Raw genomic sequence first — 25119 nt, forward strand, 5'->3', positions numbered from 1 at the left:
ATATCTGTGCGCCTTCGCGCGGCCTCTGCCCGCGAGCGTGCCGAGCGTGCCTGTTGCGGTCGAGCGTGCCTGCTCCGGAGGGCACGCTCGACCGCAACGGTCACGCTCGGCTGGTGAAGGCGCGTGGATGGTGGAAGAGCCTCAGCCCCTGAGTCGCGTCCCGAGCATCGCCTCCGCCACGGAGACGATCAGAGCCACGACTTCTTCGCTCGACTTGGTGCCGGCGAGGATGTCCATCACCAGGCCGTCTTCGAGCGCGACCAGCCCGACTGCGGCCTCGTCGCGTGTGACCCGCGGCTCGAACACGCCGGCGGCGACCCCGTCGTCGATGATCGCGCGGTAGATGTCGGCCTGGCGGCGATCGAGCGCGTGGTCCGCGTCGTTGAGGCGCTCATCCCGGATTCCGACCGCCCAGAACTCGTAGAGGATGCGGGACTCGTCGCCCTCGATTCCGCCGGTCGAACCTGCGCGGATGGCCGCGAGCATCCGATCGACCGGCGACGAGGCCGCCGCGACCGCGTTCGTGATCGTGTCGATGAAGCGGTCGCTCGCTGAGAAGACGAGCTCTTCGACGATCTCGCCGAGGCCGTCGAAGTAGTACAGGACGGCGGACGGTTCCATGTCTGCCGCCGTCGCGATCGCACGCAGCGTGGTTCCTGTCGCGCCTTCGCGCACGGCGACGCCGCGGGCCGCATCGAGGATGTCGAGGCGCCGCTCTGCGCGTCGGTTGGGGCGTGGCATGTGCTCATTCTGCCGCACACAGCACCTCATCCCCCGTCCGCACGCCTTTTCTGAAGGTAATTCAGAAAACCTCTTGACATCGGAGGGTCCACGTTGTTTGAATGCCATTCAGATTTCCTTGCCAATGACGATGAAGGAGAGATCCATGAGCACCACCCCCGTGGAGGCGCCGCCCGCCGCACAAGCACATGACAAAGGCCTTCGCCGAAATGCGATCGGCCTCGGCCGCATCGTGGCCCTCGGTCTCGCTGCGGTCGCCCCCGCCTACAGCCTCGCAGTGACTCTCGGCTACGTGGTCGGCGCCGTCGGATTGCAGACACCCGCGGCTTTCCTGCTCGGCTTCATCCCCATCCTGTTCACCGCCTTCGCGTTCCGCGACCTCAACCAGGTCATGCCCGACTGCGGAGGCCAGTTCGTCTGGATCACGCGGGCGCTCGGCCCAGTGGCCGGCTGGTTCTTCGGCGGCTGGGTGCCCCAGATCGCTACCTTCATCGCGACAGCGGCCCTGGCCCAGGTGGCGACGGTCTACCTTTTCGACGCGGCCGGGCTCAACGCCATCGCCGCAAACCCGCTTGCGACAACATCCGTCGCCGTCGTGCTCATAGCGCTCAGCGCGGCGATCGCCGTACGCGGAATCGAGCTGGCCGCGTGGGTGCAGTACGCGCTCATCGCGCTCCAGATCGTGGCGATCGGCGGCTTCTGCGTCGGCGCCTTCATTGCGATGTCGAACGGAACCGCTCCGGGCGCGGGAACGACACCGAGCCTCGAGTGGTTCAACCCGTTCGCGGTCTCCGACTTCGGCGGACTGGTCGCCGGCGTCATCCTGTGTCTCTTCATCTACTGGGGCTGGGACTCGCTCATCTCCGTCAACGAAGAGACAACCGAGCGCTCCCGCACGCCCGGACGCGCTGTGATCGTCTCGACGATCATCCTGCTCGTGCTGTACTGCGGCGCATCCGTCGCGGCTCTCGGATTCGGTGGCGTCGCGCTCATCACCGATCCCAAGAACATCAACGATGTTCTGTCCGTGCTCGGGCCGATGGCCACGGGCGAGGTATTCGGCCGCGTCATCACTCTGGCGATCGGGCTGTCGGCCCTCGCGGCGCTCTTCACTGTCGCGGTCTCGACGCCCCGATCGTGGCTGAGCATGGCCACCTACAAGGCGCTCCCGGCCGCAATCACCCGCGTGCACCGCCGCCACCACACGCCGCACATCGCCACGTACTGGTGGGCCGGCATCAGCATCGTCACGATCGTGCTCCTCACCCTCCTGGCCACCGACTTCATCGGGCTGGCGATCCTGGCGATCGGGGTGATGATCGCCGCGTACTACGCCGTCACCGCGATCTCAGCGATCGTGTACTTCGCACCAGACATGCGTCGCAACCCGGGTCGGCTCATCGTCGCCGGCATCCTTCCGGGACTTGGCGCGCTGATGATGCTGATCGCGTTCGTGGTCAGTGCGATCCAGATGGCGGCGCCGGATTACGTCGGTGCCTCCATCCTCGGCGTGGGCACCGTGTTCTGGATCGGGATCGGCGGGCTGGTACTCGGAGTGATCGTGACCCTCGCGCTTCGGCCTCACTACAAGGAGTACTTCGCAGGGCGCACGATCCCGCTGGGGAAGGTCGGGGACACCGACTTCGTGATCGCCGATCCGATCGACTCCGCTTTTCCTGTCGACGTCGCCGACGTGGACCCCGATTCCACTCTGATCCGTGAGGAGCGCTGACATGCGCGTTCTGTCCATCGCCGCCATCCAGACCGCGCCCGTTCCGGGCGACCTCGAAGCGAGTTTCCGCCGGTTCGAAACACAGGTGCGCGCGGCGAAAGCGCTGCGACCGCACGTGAATCTCGTGGTCGTGCCCGAGTTGCTGCTGGCGGCTCCTGGCCCGCTGCTGCTCGAGGATGCTGACGCGGATGCCCGAGCTGCGACGCCGATTCCGGGCCCTCTCACCGACCGGCTGTGCGCTCTCGCTCGCGACCTCGACATCTGGCTCGTGCCCGGCACGCTCGTCGAGCAGACCGACGACGGCCGGCTGTTCAACACAGCGGTGGCGATCTCACCTGCCGGGTCGATCGTTGCGCGCTACCGCAAGCTGTTCCCGTGGCGGCCGTACGAGGAACTGCTGCCGGGCAGCGAGTTCGTGACGTTCGACATCCCGGATGTCGGCCGCGTGGGCCTGGCGATCTGCTTCGACGGGAGCTTCCCAGAAGTGTCGCGTCAGCTGGCGTGGCTGGGGGCCGAGGTGATCATCCAGCCGACGTTGACGACCACGCGCGACCGCGAGATGGAGATTGTGATGGCCCGCGCGAATGCGTTCGCGAACCAGGTGTTCGTCGTCAATGTGAACGGCGCGGCCCCGGTGGGGGTCGGCGAGAGTGTCGTTGTCGACCCTGAAGGGACGATCATGCAGACGGCGGGTGGCGGCGAAGAGGTGCTGTTCGCGGTGCTCGACCTCGATCGGGTGGAACTGGTGCGCGAATACGGGGCGCACGGCATCAACCGGCCATGGAGTCAGCTCGCCGACCAGTGCGCGCTCGTGCAGTATCCGATGTTCGGCGGAGCGACGGTGCAGGCGCCGGACTGGGTGAAGGCGATGTAGTTCCGCTCGCTACGGCCTAGCACCCAGAGAACTCTTCGGTATATCGTCTCTGCTATCGCCGGGCATCATCGGTCTCGCTGAGCGTTCGGTCAAGCCGTGAGGTAAGAGCGAGTTACTGGGTTTCAGGCGGTTCGTCGGCGGATTGCGCCAAGCAGATCGCGGCTGGTCCCACTCACCACCGAACGCACAGGATGCTCACGCCCCCGGCGCTCCCGTCAACTCACACGCCGGATGATGGCGAACCCGTCCCAGCCTTTGAGGCCTACGGTCTGCAGCGCCGTCGCCTCGAGCGCGGGATTCGCCGCCACATCCGCGAGCGCTGTGCGGATCCCCTGAACCTGTTCGTCGGCGCTGTCCTGATCGGCGACCGCGCCTCCGCGCACCACGTTGTCGATGACGATGACACTGCCCGGATGCGTCAGCTCCAGCACGAGCCGCAGATATTCCGGAGTGCTCTGCTTGTCGGCGTCGATGAAGGCGAAATCGTATGGCTCGGCGCCGGCATCGACGAGTGCCTGCGCGGAGACACGCGCCGGCCCGACGACGACATCGACGCGGTCAGCGACACCGGCCCGTTCAGCGTTCGCACGAGCGATCCCCGCGTTCTGCTCCTCCAGTTCGAGCGAGGTGACGACGCCGCCGTCGCCCACCGCTCGCGCCAGCCAGATCGCACTGTAGCCGGCGAGTGTGCCGAACTCGATGACGCGACGTGCGCCGATCAACTCGGCCAGCATTTTGAGCAGCCTTCCCTGGTTGGCCGTGACCTCGATTCCCGGTGCTGTCGTGTCGCGACTCGACAATCGTGCGGCCGCGAGGGCGTCGTCCTCGCCGACGAGCGTGTCGATCAGGTAGTGGTCGACGTCGCTCCACGATGAGTGCTGACCAGTCATCTCAAGCCTTCCCACGCATACCGTTCATCTCTCCACAGCCCTGTACCGGCCGCACAAGGATGAGTAACATTTCGTAACATACTTGACCGCACACAATCTTGGGAGATTCGCATGGACATGAGCATGATGATGGGCACCACGATGATGCAGGGCACGGACATGACCGCCATGCAGAATCTCCTCGAGGCGTCGTCGGCGTGCGAGCAGGCCTGCACGATGTGTGCGGGCAGCTCGCTCGGCATGGCCGGCATGGAGAAGTGCGCCGCGATGTGCCTGAACTGCGCCGACATGAGCAACACGATGATGCGCATGGTGCTGCGGCCGGCTGCGATGGACCTGGAAAGCGGCATGGCCATGATGCAGGCGTGCATGGTCATGGCGACCGCATGCGCAGCCGAGTGCTCGATGCACGTCGACATGAACGAGCAGTGCCGGATGTGCGCGAAGGCCTGTCAGGAGATGGCGGCCGCCTGCGAGGCGATGATGGCCTCCGTGAAAGCGATGATGTAACCGCTCTTAGAGCGAATCGGCCCGCAGAACGCTGTACTTCGAACCGCCGACGGCGAGCACGTCGTAAACCCGGTGCACGGCCACCGGGTCGCCGACCCGGAGTTGACCCGTGAGATCGGCATGATTCCACAGCAGCAGCGTGCTGTCGTCAGAAAGCGCGGCCACCTCGATCCAGCCTGCCGCAGACACGGCGATGACCACCGCATCCGCCCACTTGCCCGGCGTAGCCGAAGCGAGCCGCTCCTGGATCAGAGAGAGCGCATGCCCCGGAGCCGCCGCCATGCAGTCGTCATGGCACTCGAGCAGAGTTCCCTGAAGACTGGAGTGAAGTGGCTGGGTCATGCACGCCAGATTACGAAAGTCGACGGATGCTCGCCACCGCGAGGGTCACACAGTGCAACAATCACCGCTGGCCGTCGAGTGGTCGTCGCTAGGCGGATGCCCTCCTCAGTAGCGCCAGCGCCCCGACAGCCGCTGATGCGGCGAGCGCTCCGATGGCCACGCCCGTACTCCGATGGTGCTGGGTGAGCCACCATTGCCGGCTGCGCGAGACCGACCGGTCGTCGAACCGGCCGTGCGTTCCGAAATCGGTGGACCTGTCGACAGGCTCCCACAGGTTCGCCGGCTGGTCGGCGGGGCGCGGCTCATCCGTCTGCTGCGACGCGTACCCGGTCTTGCCGAGGTAGCGGTCGAGTATCCCCGGTGCGACAGCGTTGACGAGGAGCGTAAGGGCGGTGCTCGCTCCCACCCAGTACTCACGGCGCTCGGGATGCTGTGCCGCCCAGACGATCGCGCGCGCGGCGACCTCCGGCTGGTAGATCGGGGGCACGGGCTGCGCCTGGCGGGGAAGCCGCGACAGCACCCAGCTGAACTGCGGCGTGTTCAGCGCAGGCAGCTGAACCATCGTCGTCTGGATGGGGCTCTTGTCGTGCAGGAGTTCGCAGCGAAGCGACTCGTTGAACCCCTGGATCGCGTGCTTCGCACCGCAATACGCGGACTGGAGGGGGATGCCGCGGTACGCGAGCGCGGAACCGACCTGCACGATGGTCCCGCTGTTGTGCTGGCGCATCCGCTTCAGAGCAGCCATCGTTCCGTAGACGAAGCCCAGGTAGGTGACCTCGGTGGCGCGCTTGAATTCCGCCGCGTCGATCTCGTGGAAGGGAGCGAACAGTGACGAGAACGCGACATTCACCCAGATGTCGATCGGGCCGAGCCGCGTTTCGATCTGCTCGGCGGCGCTCTCGACTGCGTCCGGGTCTGCGACGTCGAGGCTGAAGGCCGTGGCCGCTCCGCCGGCCTTCTCGATCTCGGCGACCGCACTCTCGAGACCGGCCGTTCCGCGCGCGACCAGTGCGACGCGCGCGCCCCGGCGTGCGAACTCGACCGCTGTCGCCCGGCCGACTCCCGCACTGGCGCCGGTGACCACGACGACCTTGTCCACTAGTTCACCCACGATGTCCTCCTTGTCGTGTCGAGGCCGCGAACAGTTCGTTCAGCTGTACGGCAGGTCGAAGTCTTCCTGCGGCACCGTCGACTGGTCGTCTGCCAGCGGACTTGCGGCGGCCGGAGCGAGCCGCCGGGTCGCGAGGGTGAATCGCCGCACGAGTTCGTCATCCTCGATCTCGTCCCCGATGCCGGGAGCATGCGTGGACACGAGCTGGCTGGCCGGCCCGATGAGCACCTGCGCGATGCCACGTTCACCATCGGTTTCGCGCACCGGGATCTCGACCGTTGCCGATGACGAGTTCCTGGCGAGCGCTGCGGCGTATTCGAGCAGCGCCGCCGCGATGACGTCCCCCGTCAGCACGGATCCCCCTGCGTATTGCACTCGGTGCATGCGACCCTCCCGGTCTCGGTTCGTCCTCCGCACGGTAGTCCCGCACGGGGCGTGGTCAATCCCCTTGCGAATTCGCACTCGCCCATGCCTCTGTCAGGTACTGATGCGCATCCTCACGTTTCAGTGTCATCCCGTGACCCGGCGCCGCGCGGTCGGGCACCAGTTCACCGTTGACGAGCGCTGGAAGCCCGTCGAAGAACACGTCTTCGATCAGGATGTGGTCGTGGAAGTACTCGGCGTTGACGACGTTCGGGAGCGCTGCATCCAGCGAGGCGTGGATGGCGGGAGCCGTGTGCGAACTGGCCGGAACGTGGGCGCCCGTCGCCTGGGCGGCCGCGAGCAGGAAGCCGGTCGGCCCTCCACACCGCGTCGCATCCGCCTGGATCACGTCGACGGCACCGGCGGCCAGCATCTCGTGGAAATACGACGGGGTGTACCCGTACTCGCCCGCCGCGATGCGCATGCCGGCCGGGGCGCGGTCCCGAAGCAGCCGCAACCCGCTGAGGTCGTCACTCGACACGGGTTCCTCGAACCAGGTGACGCCGAGGTCCGCGAACTGTTCGGCGAACCGCAGCGCCTGCTTGCGCTCGTAGGCGCCGTTGGCGTCGACGAAGAGTTCGACCGCATCCCCCACAGCCGCCCGGGCTGCAGCCACGCGGGCGAGGTCTGCCGCCGGGTCGGCGCCGACCTTGATCTTCACTGCTGTCAGTCCCTCTTCGGCCCATCCGTGCAGCTGCCCCTGCAGTTCGGCGAGGGTGTAGTTCGTGAATCCCCCACTGCCGTAGGCCGTCACCGAAGGACGCGCACCCCCGAGGAGCTGCGTGAGCGAGATGCCCAGCATGCGGGCCTTCAGGTCGTTGACCGCGCAGTCGACGGCCGAGATCGCGCCCGCGCACACGCCGGGCCAGCCGAGGTTGCGGACCGCATCGGCCATCCGCCAGAAACTCTGCGTGGAGTCGAGCGGATCGGAGCCCAGAACGAGCGGCACGAGCACATCCCGCGCGACCGCGAACGCCGCCGGCGATGTGTAGGCGTACCCCAGCCCGGTGTGTGACCCGGCGGTCACCTGCACGACGACGAGCGAGGTCTTGTCCCAGGTCAGCGTGCCATCCGATTCGGGTCGCTCCTCCCCCCGCGTTCGGGTCGGCACCGTGTATGCGCCCAGCTCGGCGGAGACGATCCGGGCTTCGGCGGGCATCTATTCGTCCTTGTCGCTGCGCCCGAGGTGCAGGGTGTCTTTGACCCGCTCGACACCTTCGGTGAGCAGTGCCTGCGCGGAGTCGCGGATCGCACCTCGCGCATCCGGGTCGCCCTTGAACAGCGCCTTGGCGGTGTTGCGGGCGAATTCGGCCGTGATGTGCGGCGGCAGGGGTGGAACGTTCTTGCTGGTGTGCGCGTCGATGAGAGTGACGCCGGGGTTCGCGAAGGCGCGGTCCCAGGCGGCGGCGACCTGGTCGTCTTCGGTGACGCGGATGCCCGTGAAGCCGAGAAGCTCCGCCCACCCCGCGTAGTCGACCGACTCCACGTCCTGCGACGTCGCCCACACCGGATTGGCGTCTTCCGTGCGCATCTCCCATGACACCTGGCTCAGGTCGTCGTTGTGCAGCACGAGGATGATCAGCTGGGGGTTCTCCCAGCGGCTCAGGTACTTCTTGACCGTGATCAGCTCGTTCATGCCAAGCATCTGGAAGGCCCCGTCACCGATGGTGCAGATCACCGGTCGCTCCGGATACGCGAACTTGGCGGCGACCGCGTACGGCATAGCGGCCAGCATCGTGGCCAGGCGTCCGGACAGGTCCCCCATCATGCCGCGGCGGAGGCGGATGTGGTGGCCGTACCAGTCGGCGGTGGTCCCGGCGTCGGCGGTGACGATCGCCTGCGGTGGCAGCCGCTTGTTGAGCTCGTGGTACACGCGTCGTGGATTCACGCCGTCGTCGTATCCGACCTCGGCCTGCGCGTCCATCTCCCCTTCCCAGTCGACCATCTCGCTCGCGATGCCGTTCTGCCAGTCGAGGTCGGTCTTCTCGTCGAGCAGCGGGACCAGGGCGGCGAGTGTCGCTCCCACATCCCCCCACAGGTTCAGCTCGGTCGGGTACCGCAGACCCATCTGCTCGGGTTTGAGGTCGACCTGGATCGCGCGCGCCTGGCCTGTCGCGGGGAGGAACTGCCCGTACGGATAGTTCGTGCCGAGCAGCACCAGCGTGTCGCACTTCTTGATCTGGTGCAGGCTGGGCAGCGAGCCGAGCAGGCCCAGCTGCTGCGTGTGGTGAGGTACATCCGACGGAACGACCTGCTTGCCGCGCAGGGCCGTGATGATTCCGGCGCCGGCCTTGTGTGCGGCTTCGAGCACGAGATCGGTCGCCCCGTTCGCACCGTGCCCGACGAGGAAGGTGACCTTCTTCCCTTCGTTGATGATGGCCGCCGCGCGAGCCAGTTCCTCCCGCGGGGGCACGATCGCGGTGGATGGGGCGACAGCGCTCGAGCGCGAGACCCAGTTCTCGGGTCCGAGCTTCGGCATCTCCATCCCTTGCACGTCGTGCGGGAGGATGATGACCGCCGGCTGCAGGCGCACCCGCGCGGTCCGGAACGCCGTGTCGACGACCGCCTGGGCCTGCGCAGGCGACACGATCGTCTGCACGTAGACGGCGACGTCGGCGAAGGTACGCTCGAGGTTGCTCTGCTGCTGGTTGAACGTGCCCAGCGCATTGACCCCCTGCTGCCCGACGATCGCGACGACCGGCTGGTTGTCCATCGCCGCGTCGTACAGGCCGTTCAGCAGGTGGAAGGCCCCCGGGCTCGACGTGGCGATACAGACCCCGACCTCGCCGGTGAATTTCGCATGCGCCGTCGCCATGAGCGCACAGATCTCCTCATGGGTGGGGCGGATGTACTCGACGCCGTCTCCCGCGCGCTCCGCCTTGCCGAGGGCGCCGTCGAACTCTCCGATGCCGTCACCCGGAAAGCCGAAGACCCGGCTGACACCCCACTCCCTGATGCGCTGGATCACGAAATCGCTGACGGTGGTAGCCATGATCATCCTTTCTCTTGACGTTCGGGTTGTTTCACGAGTCGGTCGGCGACGCGGGCCGCGATCGCCATGATGGTCAGCGCCGGGTTGGCGCTGCCCTGGGTGGGGAGCACGCTCCCGTCGACGACGAGCAGGTTCGGTACCGCGAAGCTGCGGCAGTCTGCGTCGACCACGCCGCTTCGTTCGTCGGCCGCCATCCGGCATCCGCCGACAAGGTGCGCGTAGCGCTGGATGGTGATCACTTCGTCGGCGCCCGCCGCTTTCAGGATGCGCTCCATGACATCCTGAGCGGCCTTCGCGAGCATCCGGTCGTTGTCGCACTGCGTGTATGCAAAGTGCGCGACGGGGAGCCCGTAGCGGTCCTTCTCGTCGGCGAGTGTCACCCGGTTGTCCGGCTGCGGCAGGAATTCGCAGAGCGCGCCGAGGCATGCCCAGTGCACGTAATCGGTCATATAGCGCCGGAAATCGGCGCCCCACCTGCCTTCGGCCATGACGTGCTCCGCCCAGGTGATCGGCAGCGGTGAAACGGTCTGGATGGAGAACCCGCGCTTGTACGGTTTCGTGCGGTCGGTCTCGTAGAAGTCTTCGGTGCTGACCTCGGGCGGCGGGCCCTTCCACATGCGCACTTCGGCGTCGAACCGGCCGGCGGTCTGCGGCGCGCCCTGCACCATGAGGTAGCGGCCGACCTGGTCGAAGTCGTTGCACAGGCCGTCGGGAAAGCGTGCGGATGCGGAATTCAGCAGCAGGCGCGGCGTCTCGATCGAATACCCGGCGACCGCCACCATCCGGGCGCGCTGGAAACGCTGCCGTCCTTCGCGCAGGTAGTGCACCCCGGTCGCCGCTCCGGTGCGCTCGTCGATCCCGACAGAGGTGACCATGCACTCGGCCCGCACCTCCGCACCGTGGGCGAGCGCATCCGGGATGTGCGTGACCAGCGGAGATGCCTTGGCGTTGACTTTGCAGCCCTGGAGGCAGAAACCGCGGTAGATGCAGTGCGGCCGGTGCCCGAAGCGCCCGTTTGAGATCGCAACCGGGCCGACCTTCGCCGTGATTCCCGTGGCGAACGCGCCGCGCTGGAAGACCTCACCGTTTCCGGAGACGGGGTGCGGGCGCTGCGGATACCGGTGCGGGTCGCCCCAGGGCCAGTCCTCGCCGGCCACCGGGAGTTCGGCTTCGATGTCGGAGTAGTAGGGCGCGAGATCCGCGTAGTCGAGCGGCCAGTCCTGCCCGACCCCGTCGAGCGTGCCGGTGACGAAGTCGCTCGGATGGAAGCGCGGCGTATAGCCGGCGTAGTGCACCATCGACCCGCCGACACCGCGACCCGAGTTGTTCGAGCCGAGAGGAACGGGGTCGCCGCCGCCGATCTGACGCGGGTCGGTCCAGTAGAGACCGTGCGAGCCTGCTTCGTCGCTCACCCAGTCCGACTCCGGGTCCCAGAACGGGCCGGCCTCCAGGGCCACGACCTTCCAGCCTGCACGAGCGACGCGCTGCATCAGTGTCGAGCCGCCGGCGCCGCACCCGACGATCACGAGATCGACCTCCTCGGTGTCGTCGAAACGGCGCACGTCGGGGTCAGGCGCAAGCGCCCCGCCCGGAGTCAGGAGCCAGGCCGAGGAGTTGCGTTCGCGAACCTCACTGGCCACCCGGCGCACCCTTCATCGGGTCTTCGCCCGGTTTCGTGTCGGCGACCTCGAAAGGCTCGCGCCGGTCCACACCGATGTTCTTGTACCCGCGTGGATAGGCGGGACCGGCGAATCCGATCTCGTTCCACGCCCACGGATGCGAATAGAACGCGGTGCATCCGTACCGGGTCCACAAGCTCCACACCTGGGCGGGCGGGAGACCGTGCCACTCGTCGGCCTTCGAGTCGTGGATGGCCGTCAGCAGGTCGGTCTGCTCGTCCCAGCCGCACTCGCAGAACGGGGCGCCGTGCCTCTGGCGGGCGTCGTCGTCCAGGGCCGCGAGTGTCTGCCGCCACGCAATGCCGTCGGGTGGCATCGTGTCGTAGTGCCAGCCGTCGGTCTCCTGCTCTGCGAGGCGCGAGTCGACCATCCGCGTCACCGGCACCTTCGGCTCGGTCCGTTGGTAGAGCAGCTGGTCGAAGAGGGCGGTCGCGGTCGCCTCTTCGACCACGGTGAAGAACCGGATGGCCGGGAGCTGCGAGACGCGGCCGTCGATGGCACTGCGCGTGGCGGCATCCCAGTGCTTACGCTCGCTGAGCACGTCGAATCCGGGAAACCGGCCGCCGCCGTCTTGGGGTGCGAGGTTCAGGCCGGTCACTTCTCGCGCCTCAGGATCGCGGCCAGGACGCCCATGCCGCCCACCATCGTCACCAGCAGCGGGGCGAGAAGCGGCGGACCCATCTCGAGGTTGTAGCGCAGATTGCGCCAGCCGCCCGGCTTCTGCCCGATCCCGCGCGCATGTAGGTACGTGCCCTGCACACCGTTGGCGATGATGGTGAGTGCCGCGACGGGGAGCAACGTCTTGGCCATGCGCTGGCTGAAGAAGCCGGCGATCCCGGCGGCGGCTCCCACCGGTCCGAGCGCCACCGGAACCCACATCCACTTGTTGCCGAAGCTCGCCTTGTCGTGCTCGAAGAAGATCTCGCCGGCGGTCACGATCGCCCCGACTGCGGTCAGTGCGGAGAGGGACCGCTCGAAGCGGCCGGTCTCGACGTTCCGTATCATCCGATCGATGCCCCGAAGCGGCGAAGCTGCGACTGCCTGTCGTCGATACGACACCGGCGTACCTCCTTGAGTGATGCGGCGTGGTCGCCGCTGGCGCCATCTGTACTCCCGCAGGACCGCGAGAGGAAGGGTGGCTGAATGGATTCGCAGGACGGCAGAATCAGTGCATACGAGACAAAGGATCACGATGGACGACGTCACAGACCGGCTGGCACAACTCGAGCGCGACGATGAAGAACTCGTGCTCGACCACTTCGACCGCAGGGATGCGTGGGAGCTGGGTCACCGGCTCGCTCACGTCGCCCTGGAGCGGGCCCTGCCGGTCGTGGTGGACGTCCGGACTCCGGCGGGCATCCTGTTCCACGCGTCCTTGCCCGGTGCGACCGCCGACAACGACGAATGGGTGAACCGCAAATCTCGGACAGCGTTGCGTTTCGAGGCGAGCACTGCACTGCTCGGCACCCGCGCCGAGCACGTCGGTTTCGACTTCTTCGACCAGGGCTGGCTTGATCCTGCCGACTACACCGTGGCCGGAGGGGCCGTGCCCGTCCGGGTGGCAGGCGTGGGAGTCGTCGCGGTGGCGACGGTCTCCGGTCTCACCTCCGCTGACGACCACCAGCTGGTCGTCGATGCTCTTCGGGAAATAATGGCAAATTGATTCGAACATATGTTCGAAAGTGTGGTGTGATTGTGTGATCAGCCCATCCCCCAGGAGGTCACATCATGAGCATCGCGCACGCGTCCGACATCGTCTCCGTGTGGACCGAGAAGGGGCGACCCACACGGCTCGTCTGGCGCGGCAATCGGTATCTCGTCACCGATACACCGACACCCCTGACGAATCCGGCGATCCACGACGCGCTCACCCATCCGCTCCTGCAGGTCGTCGGATGGCGGTTCCAGGGTGTCTCCGTGTCCGACAACGAGGTGCGGATGTTCGACGTGCGCCAACTCCAGGACGGGCGCTGGGAACTCATCGCCAGCTACCAGTGACGGGCGCAGGTCGGCTCCGCTGATGGGGACGAACAAACGCTACGACCTCTACACACCGAAACTCACTACTGAACGTGAAGAACGAGAGCGCAAGCCGCACCCGGTGAGCCTCCCTGACGGCGTCGTCCGTTCGACCGGCCGACGCCGGGATGAGACGCCACCGGTGCCCGTCAAAGCCCTCGTTCCGGTTCGGGTCGTCTATGACGACGTGGTCGAGGTCGAAGCGGATGCGATCGCCTGGACACCGGGCGGCGCCGTTCTCATTCGCTACACCCCGGCCGGCGAGCGGTTCCCCGAGTACGTGTGGCTCTGGGCGAACGCCGTCCAGCGGATCGGGCATCCGTCTGCTCCGAAAGGATGAGCGGGCACCGCTCACGGGGCCGAGGATCGGGGCCGCGCCTGTTGCGGAGCGTCCTCAGCCGACGCTGCCGCTTGCCGTAGCGGCATCCCGGGCGTACCGTTCGCGCCATGACCGACCCGACGAGCGGAACCCGGAACGACGCCGCTGACGGCCGAGCGGCGCGCCCATGAAAGTCAGCGATACCAGCGACCTGTGGTGGAAGAGCGCGGTGTTCTACTGCGTCGACGTCGAGATGTTCATGGACGGCAACGGCGACGGCATCGGCGATCTGGGCGGCCTGGCCAGCCGCCTGGACTATCTCGCCGAACTCGGCGTGACCTGTCTCTGGCTGATGCCGTTCTACCCGTCGCCCGACCGCGACGACGGGTACGACATCGTCGACTTCTACGGCGTCGACCATCGGCTCGGCGATTTCGGGGACCTGATCGAGGTCATCCGAACAGCACGCGATCGCGGGATGCGCGTCATCGTCGACCTCGTCGTGAACCACACCTCCGACAAGCACCCCTGGTTCAGGTCCGCCCGGTCGAGCCGCGACTCCCCCTACCGCGACTTCTACGTGTGGCGAGATGAGCCGCCCAAGAACCAGCCGGCACCCGTCTTTCCCGACCAGGAGACGAGCGACTGGCAATTCGACGAAAAGGCCGGCCAGTACTACCAGCACGTCTTCTACCGCCAGCAGCCTGACCTCAACATCACCGATGAGCGGGTGCGTGACGAGATCGCCAAGGTCGTCGGGTTCTGGATCCAACTCGGCGTGTCCGGGTTCCGCGTCGACGCGGTGCCCTTCCTGCTGCAGACGACGGGTGTCATCGACGGCGCACGACGCCTGCCGGATCCTCACGCCTACCTTCGCTCCCTCCGGTCATTCCTGCAGCGCCGCTCCGGCGAGGCGATCTTCCTCGGCGAGGTCAATGTCAGCCGGGAGGAGCAGAACACGTTCTTCGGCGGCTCCGAAGGAGACGAACTGACGATGCAGTTCGATTTCATCAGCATGCAGAACCTCTACCTGTCGCTGGCACGGGGCGATGCGCGACCACTCACCGAGGCGCTCCTCAGCCGCCCCGTCGGCTCACCCGACATCCAATGGGCCAATTTCGTGCGCAACCATGACGAGCTGACGCTCGACAAGCTGACCGACGACGAGCGTGCCGAAGTCTTCGCCGCCTTCGGCCCGGAGGAACGCATGCAAGTGTTCGGCCGTGGGCTGGTGCGCCGGCTGCCGCCGATGCTCGACGGTGATCCGCTGCGCATCCGCATGGTCTACAGCCTGCTCTTCTCGCTCCCCGGAACACCGGTGCTCTTCTACGGAGAAGAGATCGGCATGGGCGAGAACCTCGACGTCGGTGGGCGGATGTCCGTTCGAACGCCGATGCAGTGGAACGACGGCAAGAACGGCGGCTTCTCATCGGCGCCCAAATCGAAACTCCGCAATGCGGTGACCGAGGGCGGCTTCGGACCCGAGCACGTGAACGTCGCCCAGCAGCGGCGCGATCCCGGTTCGCTGCTCGCGTTCATGCGCACCCTCATCCGCCACTATCGCGACGCCCGCGAGTTCGGGTGGGGCGCATTCGCCGTTCTCGAGCAACCAGACACGGCGGTGCTCGTACACAGCCTGACGGTCGGCGACCGCGTGACCGTCGCAGCGCACAACTTCAGCTCGGAGGCCAGGGAGGTGCGGCTCAACCTCCCGCGAGCGGCCGAAGACCGACGCCTTGTCGACGTCTTCACCGGTGAGCAACTCGCCCTCGACCGCGGCGGAGCCGACATCACGCTCGACCGATATGGATTCCGCTGGCTGCGCCTGACCCGAGCCGACGACTCCAGCCTGTTCTGACAACGCCCCGACGCGCTCAGGGGCTCCGGCGACCGGCGAACACCGCGTAGAGGAGCGGCACGACCGACGCGACCATCAGCACGGTGCCGAGCACCACGTCGTCGACTCGCACCACGGCGCCGGCGATGAGCAGAGCGCCGAAGACGACGGCCCCGATCAGACGCCGCGTCGTCCGCTCCAGCCGGGCGACCTGCTTCTCGAGGCGCGGGGTCGCCACCGCCACCGAGCCGTCCTGGACCCGGGTGACCAGCGCATCCAGCCGCTTCGGCAAGCGCAGCGCGATGCCGGCCACCTCGAGCGCCTGCTTCGCGACGTCCTGCACCACGTTGCCGCCTTCGTCCCGCAGCAGCTGTGCCGCATACGGTTCGACGGAGTCCCACAGATTGAATTCGGGGTCGAGCGTGCTGCAGACCCCGGAAGTGAGGGACATCGCACGGATCACGAGCAGGAAGTTCTCCGGCAGCTGGAACGGAAGCGAGCGCACAACATCGCCGAACTGCACGGCGAAGTCCCGGAACTCGCGCGGGTCCACCTGGCGCAGCTCGGAGAAGCCCATCCCGCCGAAGCGGGCGAAGAGCTGCGTCATCGCCTTTTCCAGCTCGGCCGTCTCTGCGGACGGAAGCAGCACGCCCACGTCGCGCATCGCATCCACGAGCCCTTTGCCGTCGCGCGATGCGGCGGCGATCAGCAGTTTGCGCAGGCCGCTCCGCGTAGTGGCCGTGACCTCCCCCATCATGCCGAAGTCGATGAACGTCAGCACCCAGGGGCGCCCACCGGCCCCCTCGGCGGCCGGCGTGACGAAGATGTTTCCGGGATGCGGATCGGCGTGGAAGAACCCGTTCGTGAACAGCTGGTCGAACATCACCGCCGCAAAGACCGGGGCCACCTCCTTCGGCTCGATCCCTGCCGCCCGAAGCGCCTCCGCGTCGGTGACCTTGATCGCCGTCACGTCGCCGAGTGTGAGAACGCGCCGGGTCGTGCGCTCCCAGGCGACCTCGGGAACAGCCACCCGATCGTCGCCGGCGAAATCCGCTGCGAAACGCTCGCAGCTCGCGGCCTCGTGCAGGTAGTCGATCTCTTCGAGGCAGGTCTGCGAGAACTCCCCCAGCAGCGCGGGCATGTCGACGCGGTCGGACACGATCCGCACGCGGCTGAGCCACCCGCCCACCCTGCGCAGTGCAGCCAGGTCGACATCGACGATCATGTCGATGCCGGGCCGCTGCACCTTGACGATCACCCCGTCCATTCCGGTCTCGGCCGCGTCGAACGGCGCGAGCCGGGCCCGGTGCGCCTGCCCGAGGGACGCCGCAGCGACCGGCACCTCGTCGATCGTCGCGAACGCCCGCTCGAGCGGCAGTCCGAGCTCCGCCTCAGCCAGCTCCCGGATCGCGGGGAACGCCACCGGTGGCACTTCGTCCTGCAGCCCCTCGAGCTCTTTCGTGATCTCGGGCGGCAAGACGTCGAGTCGTGACGACATGAACTGGCCGACCTTGATCATCAGCCCGCCGAGATCCACTGCGAGGAGGTGGAAACGCTGGGCGAAGCGCTGCATGCGTTTCGACCGGCCCCGCTCAGCGACCTTCGCGAGACCGATCCGCGGGAGGAACAGCTCGAACCACCACATGATGGAGAGCTGCCGCCCGGCGAAGCGCACGATCCGGCGATAGCGGGCGCGAGTAGCGCCCGCGTCGGGCGCCCCGCCCCGACCGGGACGAACCGATGTCACCCGCGTCAGTCCTGCGCGAGGATCGCGTAGAGCCGGCGCCGCGCTTCGTCGAGCACCGCGGCGGCCTGCTGGACCTGCTCGGGAGTACCGGTCCGACGCACCTGGGCCGCCGCCTGCGCGAGTTCGATGCCCGCCTTCGGCAGCACGTTGAACGCTGGGCCGTCACTTGCCGTGGTCTCCCACGGCGCCGACGTTCCCGCCGCGGCGACCTCTTCGCGGCCCGCATCGGTCAGCGCGTAGGTCTTGCGACCGTTCGACTCCTCGGCACTGATGAGACCTTCATCGGCCAGCAGCTGCAGCGTCGGGTAGACCGACCCGGCGCTGGGCTTCCAGCCGCCGCCGCTGCGCTCGTCGATCTCACGGATGATCTGGTACCCGTGCATCGGCTTCTCGGCGAGAAGCGCGAGCACAGCCGCGCGAACGTCGCCTTTGCCCATGCGCGTGCCCACGCGTTTCTCGAACGCCGAGAATATCTGTTCCATCGTCTGCCACACGCCTTCGGCAGGAGAGCCGGCACCGAACCCGCCGGCGGGGAATGGACCACCCATGATGTCCTCCTCTGTAGATCATCAACGATACTCAACGATATATCGTTAAGATCACGATGGGAAGACCGTGGCGCCGCCCGGATGCCCCACCCTGTGGGGAAATCAGCGCCGGTGTTACTGTCTGAGAAATGACCTCTCGTATCGACGCAATCAACATCACCTGCCGCGATCACGAAGCGCTGGGTGCTTTCTGGCAGACGGTCCTCGGACTTCACGAAGATCCGGAATTCCCCAATGGTCCCGGGGATCCGGAGACGCTCTTCGTCACCGAACCGCTCCGCATACGATTCCTCTTCCAACCCACCGAACCGGGCGAAGACTTTCGGCCCCGCATCCATTTCGATGTCAACCCTGTCGACGTCACCCGCGATGAGGAAGTCGAGCGGTTGCTGGCCGCCGGCGCCGAACTGGTCGTCGACAGACGGCAACCGAACGGCTCCGGCTGGGTGACCCTGCGGGACGCCGACGGCTACGAACTGTGCGTACAGCGCAGTCAATCGGAGCGGGACGCCGCGTCATGACGACTTCTGACCCGCTGCTGAAACTGCGCCTCCGCGAGATCTTCGACGCCCGCGACCGCGAGAACATGCAGCCGACGATCGAAGCGTTCCTCGCCGTGCTGAAAGAGCATCCGGGCGATGGCATCGTGCTGTACGACGTCGGCGGGTCTTATGACACCGCCGGCGAGGAGGAGACCGCCCTCGGCTACTACGAACGTGCGATGGATGCGGGACTCGAGGGCGACATCCTTCGACGCTGCCTGCTTCAGTACGGCAGCACCCTGCGCGCGCTCGGCCGGTACGACGAGTCGCTCGAGGCGCTCGACCGCGCGCTCGCGCTCTTCCCGGATTCGCCGTCGGTGCGGATGTGGCACGCGCTCTCCCTGCACGCCGCGGGCCGCAGCGACGCGGCCGTCGCCGAACTCATGGAGCTCGCGATCGACGAGGTACGCACACCCGACCTTCTGCGGTACGAGGCCGCCGTGCGCGGTAACGCGACCTACCTCCGCGACCTCGACAGGGAATCCGGGGCCGCTGGACCTGCGTAGCCGCGCGACCTACGCTGACTGAATGGCGAACGGCGCGGTCATGAAGGGCGTCGAGATCGCGCTCGAACCGGATGCGGGCGAGCCGCGACGGGTCATCTTCCGGTTCACCGGACCTCACGTCGCCTACGAGGTGAGTTCGTTCGTCAGTTTCCGTGGCGGCAACGCCGACCTGGGCAATCCGCGTCCCGAGGTCTCTCCCGGCGATCGGCCTGTCACCGTCGAGTTGCCGCGGACAGCAGCGGGCATCGACCACGTGGGTGTGATGTGGACCGAGCGGTCGGTGATCGGGCGCCGGTTCCGGGCGGCGCGCATCCGGCTGGGCGAGGCGTACCGTGCAGAAGAGTGGCGCATCATCCCGGTGATCGGAGTGTTCGCGCCGAACGCCGGACACTGGGTTGGGAGGAGGATAGTGGTGTTGAGCACCTCGTGACCGGAGGGGATGCAGATGACAATCGACACTACGACTTACGCCCCCGCGGAGCATCCGCACCATCACCATGGCTGGTGGTGGAAAACGCTGATTGCCGGCCTCGCTCTGTGGATCGTGACGATCGTCGTCACCGTGACCACACAGAACAGCAACCTCGTACCGACACTGATTCTGCTCGGCAGCTTCCTCGTGCCCTTCTGCGTCGTGCTCTTCGTCATCGAACGGGTGACCGGGTCCGTCAGCACACTGCAGCTGATCCTGGCATTCTTCGTCGGCGGTATCCTCGGCGTGCTCGGCGCATCCCTTCTCGAAGCCCGCCTTCCGCAGACGTTCGCCGTCTACGGCCTCGTCGGCCTGATCGAGGAGTTCGTGAAAGGCGTGCTGCTCGTGATCGTCGGCTGGCGGGTCGTTCCCAAGACGGCGAAGCAGGGCGCCCTTCTCGGCGCCACGATCGGGGCCGGTTTCGCGGCGTTCGAATCGGCGGGTTACGCCTTCAACGCCGCGATCACTGCACAAGGGATCGACCTCACGTCGCTTCTGGAGACGGAGGTGGTGCGGGCGATCCTCGCGCCGGTCGGCCACGTGCTCTGGACGGCCATCCTCGGAGCGGTGATTTTCGGATGCGCGCACGGGCACGAGCGCTTCCGCTGGTCGTGGTGGATCCTTTTGGCGTACGCAGGTGGATCGTTCCTGCACGCGCTGTGGGACTCCGCCTCCGAGCTCGCGGCGTTCCTCGCCATCCTCGGGGGTGGGAATCCTATGGAGTACCTGGTGCTCTACATCATCGGCCTCGCGCTGACCTCCGCCGCGGGCATCGTCACTCTGTGGCTCGTGCTGCGCCATTTCCGGCGCACCGAAGCGCGGGTGCCTGCCCCGTTGTGAGTTGCACTTCCTGATCAGCGGGCCCGGCCGGTGGCGGCCGCAACCCGCCCCAGGCCGGGACCTGTCGGCGCCACCGCAGTCCCGCGCAGACCCCTCCGCGAGGTGACCCCGAGTTTGGTGAACACCTTGCCGAGATGCCACTCGACGGTGCGGGGGCTGAGGAAGAGCTGGGCTCCGATCTCCGGGTTGCTCCTGCCGTCTGCGGCGAGGCGGGCGATGAGCGTCTCCTGCGCCGTCAGCTCGTTCGCCGTCTCGACCGAACGGGCGCGCACGGTCTCTCCGGTCGCCGCCAGCTCATGCCGGGTGCGTTCCGCGAAGCCCTCCATACCCGCCTCCCGGAAGAACTCGTGCGCCAGGCGCAGCTGTTCGCGCGCATCCATTCGCCGCCCGCCCCGGCGCAGCCATTCGCCGTAGAGCAGGTTCGTGCGGGCCAGCGCCATCCGGATGCGCGTGCGACCGAGTCGTTCGATCGACTCCTGGTACAGGGCCTCGGCGACGTCGCCTGCGCTGAGCAGGGCGCGGGACCGCGCGAGCACGCCCAGCGCCCAGTCCGTGTCACTGGCCGCGGCGATCTCGACCAGGCGGTCGAGCGCGGCACCCCCGCGCTCTGGCCGGTCGCTGCGGACCGCCGCCTCGATCAATTCCGGATAGACCCAGGTCGACAAGCCCAGTTCGAACGGATGCTCCGCCGCACGCTCCGCCTCGGCCAGGGCTTCGTCGTAACGACCGAAGCTGTTCAGAAAGACTGCGCTCGTCAGTTCCGTCCCCATGAGAAAGAGGCCTTCCCCACGTGCAGCGACGTCGGTGCGGCTGGCATCGATGAGAGCACGAGCCTCAGCCTCGCTGCCACCCCAGGCTGCGCGCAGAAATGCGATGTGCGGACTCAGGCCGGTGCCCGTGGCGGCGGCCACCGCATCCGCCTCGGCAGAAAGCGCGAGCGCGGCCGGCACATCTCCCATGAAGAGTTCAGCGCTGAATCGCTCAGTGAGGGCGATGGGGAGCATTGCGAGCGCGCCGGTCCGCCGGGCGAGCCGCACATGCCGGTCGGTGAGATCGAGCCAGCTCTCGTCGTCGCCCATCGCCCGCGCTGCCCGCGAGGCCGGCCAGAGCCACCGCAGGGCGTCATTGTCGCTGAGCCGGTCGCTCCTCAGAGCGTCGAGTGCGCTGCGAAGCTTCGGGATCCCGGCGGCGTATCCGCTCGTGACGAGCAATGCGAGTCCGTCGAGCAGCAGTTCGCAAGCTGACGGAACGCTCCCTTCCGCGTCGCCCCAGCGTGCGTCGATGATTGCGCGGGCCACGTCGTCGAGCGCGGCACCGCCGTCGGCCAGTCGCCCGGCGAAGAGCGCCGCCGTGAAGGCATCGAGATATGTCTCGCGTGCTACCGCGGCGTCGAGCGACTCGAACCTCTTCGCCGCGAGAAGCAGTTGCGATGGGGCCTCCCTCCCCCGCGTGGACGCGAACGAGAGCTGCGCTCCGAGCAATTGGGCTCGCGCGCCATCGAGTTCGCTGAGCGGGCCGGCCGCAGCGATAGCGAGGATGGCGTGCGCGTCGTCCGTGTTTCCGGCCTGCAGTCGCGCGTTCGCTGCGGCGAGCGCCCGGCGAGCGCGCTGACCGGGATCAGGGGTCAGTTCCATGGACCGCGACAGGAACGCAGCGGCCGCAGACCAGCCGCCCCGAGCCTGCGCGCGCTCGGCGGAAGCCTCCAGCCCGGCCGCGATGCCTTCATCCAGACCGACCGCAGCCTCCGCGCGATGCCAGGCAAGGTAGTCGGAATCAGTGTCGCCGGTCATCGCTTCGGCGAGCGCCTGGTGCGCCATCCGGCGATCGCGTTCTGAAGCTGCGCGGTAGACAGCCGACCGCATCAGAGGATGGCGAAACCGAACCTGCGCGGCGAGTTCGAGCAGGCCGGCCTCCTGCGCGGGCGCCACTGCGTCGGCCGGAATGCCGAGCCACGCGGCCGCCCGCCACAGAACGGTCACGTCGCCCGATGGGTCGGCGGCTGCGACCAGCATCAGCTGGCGTGTCGCTTCAGGGAGCTGGTCCAGTCGCCGGGCGAAGGCACGTTCGATCCTGCCGGTGAGCGCGGCGTGATCGGATGAGCCGATGCCGTAGGCGAGCTCGGCCGCATCCAGGTCGCGCGGAAGCTCGAGGAGGGCGAGCGGATTTCCGCGCGCCTCCGCGATGATGCGGCTGCGCACCCGCTCATCGATGGGCCCCGCGATCACCGAGTCGAACAGACCGACCGCGTCAGCGTCCGTGAGACCGCGCACGATCAGTGTCGGCAGACCTTCGAAGGCATCGCGCTCGTCGTCGCCGTCGACCGCATCCCGCACGCCGAAGACCATCCCGATGCGTTCCGCCACGAGGCGCCTGGCGACGAAGGTCAGGGTCTGCGCCGACGCGGTATCGATCCACTGGGCATCGTCGAGCACGCAGAGAAGCGGTGTCGTCTCCGCGACCTCGGCGAAGAGCCCCAGCACGGCGAGGCCGACCAGGAAACGGTCCGGGCGCTCGCCGCTCCGCGAGCCGAACGCCGTTCCCAGCGCCTCCTGCTGCGGCTCCGGCAGGTGGGCGACGCGGTCCAGGAACGGTGTGCAGAGTTGGTGGAGCAACGCATAGGCGAGCTCGACCTCCGCCTCCACGCCCGTCGCTTGTGCGAGAAGAAACCCGTCGGCATGTTGTTCGAGGTAACCGAGCAGCGCGGTCTTGCCGACGCCCGCCTCGCCCCGAAGCGCCAGCACCTTCGCGTGGCCCGAGCCCGCGCCCGCCAGAAGCTGGTCCAGCTCCTCGCACTCATCGCGTCTGCCTCGCAGCGCACGGATCTCTTCCTGGCTCGTCATGGGCAATCCACCAGCTCCGACACTAGGGATCGCCGACACCTCTGGCAAGGGTCCCGCCCGGGTGCAGACCCGGGTATTACCCGGGCGCGATGGGCCTTCGTCGGGACGAGCATTGCTGGCATCAACAAGATCTCTTGAAAGGGGATTGAAATGAACACCGCAACTGGCACCCTCACCACCGCCTCGATCGACTCGGGCACCGGCCTGCGCGAGGGATACGCCAAGGTCAGCGACACCGTGACCTTGCACTACGTCGAAGCCGGCGAAGGACCGCTCGTCGTCCTGCTGCACGGGTTCCCGGCCTTCTGGTACACGTGGCGCGAACAGATCGCACCGCTCGCGAACGCGGGCTTCCGGGTCATCGCGCCCGACCTGCGCGGCTACAACCTCTCGTCGAAGCCCGGTGAGTACACCGACTACACCGCCGACAAGCCGGCCGCCGACATCCGCGCCTTCATCGGCGCGCTCGGAAGCCAGAAGGCAACCGTGATCGGACACGACTGGGGCGGATCGGTCGCCTGGACGCTGGCGATGAACAGCCCGGAGGTGGTCGACCGCCTCGTCATCCTGAACGCGGCGCACCCGCGCAAGCTGAACGAAGGACTCAAACACCCGAGTCAGTTGCGGAGGAGCTGGTACTTCTTTTACTTCCAGCTCAAGGGATCGCCCGAGCGCCACGCGGCACGCGACAACTGGAAGTTCTTCAAGGAATTCCTGGACGCCAAGCCGGCCTACACGGACCAGCAGCTGGATCGGTACACCGAAGCGTGGTCACAGCCCGGTGCGGTCAAAGGGATGATCGACTACTACCGTGCGGCCGTTCGGCTGGGGTCGAAGCAGAAGGTCCTGCCGATCACGGCGCCCACCCTGGTCATCTGGGGTCAGGATGACCGCTACCTCGGTGCCGACCTAGCCGAGCCGCACCAGGAGGACGTGCCCAACCTGGTGGCAGTCGAGCGTCTGGAGAACGCGTCCCACTGGGTGCACCACGACAAGGCTGCGCGCGTGAACGAACTGCTCGTCGACTTCCTCGCGCCCGCGCGGGACGATCGTCGGTAGCCGGCAACAACCACAAGCGAAGAGGGTCCGCCCATCTGGGAGGACCCTCTTCGCTTTGTGGGAGCCGTTTACGGAACTCATCCGTGCGGTGTCACAGGCTGCAGATAACGTCGAGACCGATATGACACCAGACCGACGTGCGCGCAGAAGCGCGATGCCCAAGAAGGTGCCATCGATCGCAGCGCCAGCAGGACCATCCCGAGAAGACGCCCACGATGTGGTCTTCTTCAAGCGCCACGAAAGCGACGACCCAATCATGGCTACGCCCGGGCGCGATCAGCTGCGATCCTGGCCAACGACTGTTCGAGCCAAGGCGGCATCGGTGCTCGCCGCAGTTGCTGCGGCTCCCCCGAAGTGCTTCGCGGGAGGCGGCTACTGGGAAGCCATGCACGGGTCCATGAGCGGCTGGTACGAGATTCGCATCGACGGTCCGAAGCGGAATCACTACAGGCTGTTCTGCCTGCTCGATTACGAGGGAATCGGCAACTCGAGACCGCTGTTGGTGGTCATTGACGGTCGCTCTAAGCAGTTCATGGCGACGCTGCCTGAGTCCGACTACATCGACATCCGATCTCTTGGCGAGGAATACCTGGCTCGGAACCCTCGATCACTGAACGAGGGCGGGAGCTCCTAGACGCTCGACAAGGGCGCGGGCATCTGGCACATCCCCGTCCAACAGCGGCCTGGTCGTCGACTCGCGTTCTTCGGCTGAGAGCGGCTCGAGTGTCAGTCGCATTCCAAGTGCGGCGGCGAGCTCTGCGACGGTGCCAACTGTCGGGTTCGCGCGTCGGCCGCGCCCGAAGAGCCTGCGAAGCGCACTGGGCTCAGCATTGATGGCACGCGCTAGTGCAGCCTTGCTCATACCGGCGTGCTCACGCGCGTCGTCAAGAGCGTTCACGATCGCGTCGGTGGTTGTGATCCGAACCCAGTTCGCGACATACTCGCGCAAGAACTCTGGGTCTTTCACGTCTTCCTGAAGGTCCTCCCAGAAGACATCTATCGCAGCCATGGCGCCAACTCTCTTTCTGGATCCTGTTAGCAACTATGCCCCATACCGTGGCATTTATGCAACACTACCGTGTAGTCGAGGGTGTCC

Annotated in this window: 27 protein-coding genes; 13 read left to right on the top strand and 14 right to left on the bottom strand. The window is 67.0% G+C overall.

Annotation, left to right across the window (positions count from 1 at the left end; genetic code table 11):
* Positions 1 to 141: 141 nt before the first annotated feature.
* The gene (locus ACPPVQ_RS13060) at positions 142 to 741 is read right to left on the bottom strand and encodes a TetR/AcrR family transcriptional regulator (RefSeq protein ID WP_426515530.1); all 600 of its coding nucleotides are present in this window, start codon (positions 739 to 741) and stop codon (positions 142 to 144) included.
* 145 nt (positions 742 to 886) lie between these two features.
* On the opposite strand from ACPPVQ_RS13060, the gene ACPPVQ_RS13065 reads away from it, so the two are divergent.
* Together ACPPVQ_RS13065 and ACPPVQ_RS13070 are read left to right on the top strand one after the other, a co-directional pair.
* The gene (locus ACPPVQ_RS13065; protein ID WP_426515531.1) at positions 887 to 2473 is read left to right on the top strand and encodes an APC family permease; all 1587 of its coding nucleotides are present in this window, start codon (positions 887 to 889) and stop codon (positions 2471 to 2473) included.
* Between the two features lies 1 nt (position 2474).
* Positions 2475 to 3347 carry a carbon-nitrogen hydrolase family protein gene (locus ACPPVQ_RS13070; RefSeq protein WP_426515532.1) on the top strand — a complete coding sequence of 291 codons (873 nt, stop codon included), beginning with the start codon at positions 2475 to 2477 and terminating at the stop codon, positions 3345 to 3347.
* Positions 3348 to 3562: 215 nt separating this feature from the next.
* Here ACPPVQ_RS13070 and ACPPVQ_RS13075 read toward each other — a convergent pair whose 3' ends face one another.
* The gene (locus tag ACPPVQ_RS13075; RefSeq protein ID WP_426515533.1) at positions 3563 to 4237 is read right to left on the bottom strand and encodes an O-methyltransferase; all 675 of its coding nucleotides are present in this window, start codon (positions 4235 to 4237) and stop codon (positions 3563 to 3565) included.
* A 111-nt stretch (positions 4238 to 4348) separates the two neighbouring features.
* Here ACPPVQ_RS13075 and ACPPVQ_RS13080 point away from each other — a divergent pair, with 111 nt between their 5' ends.
* Complete coding sequence (locus ACPPVQ_RS13080) at positions 4349 to 4747, top strand: aldehyde dehydrogenase (RefSeq protein ID WP_426515534.1); 399 nt, start codon at positions 4349 to 4351, stop codon at positions 4745 to 4747.
* A 6-nt stretch (positions 4748 to 4753) separates the two neighbouring features.
* Here the strand turns inward: ACPPVQ_RS13080 and ACPPVQ_RS13085 are convergent, their stop codons facing one another.
* From ACPPVQ_RS13085 to ACPPVQ_RS13120, 8 genes are all read right to left on the bottom strand, one after another.
* Positions 4754 to 5089 (bottom strand): hypothetical protein, encoded by a 336-nt coding sequence (locus tag ACPPVQ_RS13085; protein WP_426515535.1) that lies wholly within the window; start codon positions 5087 to 5089, stop codon positions 4754 to 4756.
* A gap of 88 nt (positions 5090 to 5177) precedes the next feature.
* Positions 5178 to 6200, bottom strand: a complete 1023-nt coding sequence (locus ACPPVQ_RS13090; RefSeq protein ID WP_426515536.1) for an SDR family oxidoreductase — start codon at positions 6198 to 6200, stop codon at positions 5178 to 5180.
* Between the two features lie 39 nt (positions 6201 to 6239).
* A complete protein-coding gene (locus ACPPVQ_RS13095) occupies positions 6240 to 6584 on the bottom strand; it encodes a hypothetical protein (protein ID WP_426515537.1) in 345 nt (114 codons plus the stop codon).
* Between the two features lie 55 nt (positions 6585 to 6639).
* On the bottom strand, positions 6640 to 7782 hold the full coding sequence (locus tag ACPPVQ_RS13100) for an enolase C-terminal domain-like protein (RefSeq protein WP_426515538.1): 1143 nt from the start codon (positions 7780 to 7782) through the stop codon (positions 6640 to 6642).
* Positions 7783 to 9615, bottom strand: a complete 1833-nt coding sequence (locus tag ACPPVQ_RS13105) for a thiamine pyrophosphate-requiring protein (protein ID WP_426515539.1) — start codon at positions 9613 to 9615, stop codon at positions 7783 to 7785.
* Between the two features lie 2 nt (positions 9616 to 9617).
* Complete coding sequence (locus tag ACPPVQ_RS13110) at positions 9618 to 11255, bottom strand: GMC family oxidoreductase (protein ID WP_426515540.1); 1638 nt, start codon at positions 11253 to 11255, stop codon at positions 9618 to 9620.
* Complete coding sequence (locus ACPPVQ_RS13115) at positions 11245 to 11892, bottom strand: gluconate 2-dehydrogenase subunit 3 family protein (RefSeq protein ID WP_426515541.1); 648 nt, start codon at positions 11890 to 11892, stop codon at positions 11245 to 11247. The genes ACPPVQ_RS13110 and ACPPVQ_RS13115 overlap by 11 nt, the downstream gene beginning before the upstream one ends.
* Entirely contained in the window at positions 11889 to 12353 is a 465-nt protein-coding gene (locus ACPPVQ_RS13120) for a hypothetical protein (RefSeq protein ID WP_426515542.1), read from the bottom strand. The genes ACPPVQ_RS13115 and ACPPVQ_RS13120 overlap by 4 nt, the downstream gene beginning before the upstream one ends.
* Positions 12354 to 12486: 133 nt before the next feature.
* Between ACPPVQ_RS13120 and ACPPVQ_RS13125 the strand changes: the two genes are divergently transcribed.
* The 4 genes from ACPPVQ_RS13125 (at position 12487) to ACPPVQ_RS13140 (ending at position 15490) form a co-directional block, all read left to right on the top strand.
* Positions 12487 to 12957, top strand: coding sequence for a heme-degrading domain-containing protein (locus ACPPVQ_RS13125; protein WP_426515543.1), 471 nt, complete (start codon positions 12487 to 12489; stop codon positions 12955 to 12957).
* 65 nt (positions 12958 to 13022) lie between these two features.
* A complete protein-coding gene (locus ACPPVQ_RS13130) occupies positions 13023 to 13292 on the top strand; it encodes a hypothetical protein (RefSeq protein ID WP_426515544.1) in 270 nt (89 codons plus the stop codon).
* A 22-nt stretch (positions 13293 to 13314) separates the two neighbouring features.
* Positions 13315 to 13653, top strand: a complete 339-nt coding sequence (locus tag ACPPVQ_RS13135) for a hypothetical protein (protein ID WP_426515545.1) — start codon at positions 13315 to 13317, stop codon at positions 13651 to 13653.
* Between the two features lie 166 nt (positions 13654 to 13819).
* Positions 13820 to 15490, top strand: a complete 1671-nt coding sequence (locus tag ACPPVQ_RS13140; protein WP_426515546.1) for an alpha-amylase family protein — start codon at positions 13820 to 13822, stop codon at positions 15488 to 15490.
* A 16-nt stretch (positions 15491 to 15506) separates the two neighbouring features.
* Here ACPPVQ_RS13140 and ACPPVQ_RS13145 read toward each other — a convergent pair whose 3' ends face one another.
* Together ACPPVQ_RS13145 and ACPPVQ_RS13150 are read right to left on the bottom strand one after the other, a co-directional pair.
* Entirely contained in the window at positions 15507 to 17216 is a 1710-nt protein-coding gene (locus tag ACPPVQ_RS13145) for an ABC1 kinase family protein (protein ID WP_426515547.1), read from the bottom strand.
* A 5-nt stretch (positions 17217 to 17221) separates the two neighbouring features.
* Complete coding sequence (locus ACPPVQ_RS13150) at positions 17222 to 17764, bottom strand: PadR family transcriptional regulator (protein WP_426515548.1); 543 nt, start codon at positions 17762 to 17764, stop codon at positions 17222 to 17224.
* Positions 17765 to 17892: 128 nt separating this feature from the next.
* Here ACPPVQ_RS13150 and ACPPVQ_RS13155 point away from each other — a divergent pair, with 128 nt between their 5' ends.
* Genes ACPPVQ_RS13155 through ACPPVQ_RS13170 form a run of 4 tightly spaced genes read left to right on the top strand, consistent with a single transcriptional unit; the run spans position 17893 to position 20124 of the window.
* On the top strand, positions 17893 to 18285 hold the full coding sequence (locus ACPPVQ_RS13155; RefSeq protein ID WP_426515549.1) for a VOC family protein: 393 nt from the start codon (positions 17893 to 17895) through the stop codon (positions 18283 to 18285).
* Positions 18282 to 18812, top strand: a complete 531-nt coding sequence (locus tag ACPPVQ_RS13160; protein ID WP_426515550.1) for a tetratricopeptide repeat protein — start codon at positions 18282 to 18284, stop codon at positions 18810 to 18812. The genes ACPPVQ_RS13155 and ACPPVQ_RS13160 overlap by 4 nt, the downstream gene beginning before the upstream one ends.
* A 22-nt stretch (positions 18813 to 18834) precedes the next feature.
* On the top strand, positions 18835 to 19242 hold the full coding sequence (locus ACPPVQ_RS13165; protein ID WP_426515551.1) for a hypothetical protein: 408 nt from the start codon (positions 18835 to 18837) through the stop codon (positions 19240 to 19242).
* Positions 19243 to 19257: 15 nt separating this feature from the next.
* On the top strand, positions 19258 to 20124 hold the full coding sequence (locus ACPPVQ_RS13170; RefSeq protein WP_426515552.1) for a PrsW family intramembrane metalloprotease: 867 nt from the start codon (positions 19258 to 19260) through the stop codon (positions 20122 to 20124).
* A 14-nt stretch (positions 20125 to 20138) separates the two neighbouring features.
* Here the strand turns inward: ACPPVQ_RS13170 and ACPPVQ_RS13175 are convergent, their stop codons facing one another.
* On the bottom strand, positions 20139 to 22964 hold the full coding sequence (locus ACPPVQ_RS13175; protein ID WP_426515553.1) for an ATP-binding protein: 2826 nt from the start codon (positions 22962 to 22964) through the stop codon (positions 20139 to 20141).
* Between the two features lie 150 nt (positions 22965 to 23114).
* Here ACPPVQ_RS13175 and ACPPVQ_RS13180 point away from each other — a divergent pair, with 150 nt between their 5' ends.
* Together ACPPVQ_RS13180 and ACPPVQ_RS13185 are read left to right on the top strand one after the other, a co-directional pair.
* A complete protein-coding gene (locus tag ACPPVQ_RS13180; protein ID WP_426515554.1) occupies positions 23115 to 24023 on the top strand; it encodes an alpha/beta fold hydrolase in 909 nt (302 codons plus the stop codon).
* Positions 24024 to 24177: 154 nt separating this feature from the next.
* Complete coding sequence (locus ACPPVQ_RS13185) at positions 24178 to 24657, top strand: hypothetical protein (RefSeq protein WP_426515555.1); 480 nt, start codon at positions 24178 to 24180, stop codon at positions 24655 to 24657.
* On the opposite strand, the gene ACPPVQ_RS13190 is transcribed toward ACPPVQ_RS13185, so the two are convergent.
* On the bottom strand, positions 24631 to 25032 hold the full coding sequence (locus ACPPVQ_RS13190) for a helix-turn-helix domain-containing protein (RefSeq protein ID WP_426515556.1): 402 nt from the start codon (positions 25030 to 25032) through the stop codon (positions 24631 to 24633). The two genes, ACPPVQ_RS13185 and ACPPVQ_RS13190, sit on opposite strands and share 27 nt — an antisense overlap.
* Positions 25033 to 25119 lie beyond the last annotated feature (87 nt).

Origin of the sequence: Leifsonia sp. McL0618, from assembly GCF_049994905.1 — a bacterium.
Classification (GTDB): Bacteria; Actinomycetota; Actinomycetes; order Actinomycetales; family Microbacteriaceae; genus Diaminobutyricibacter.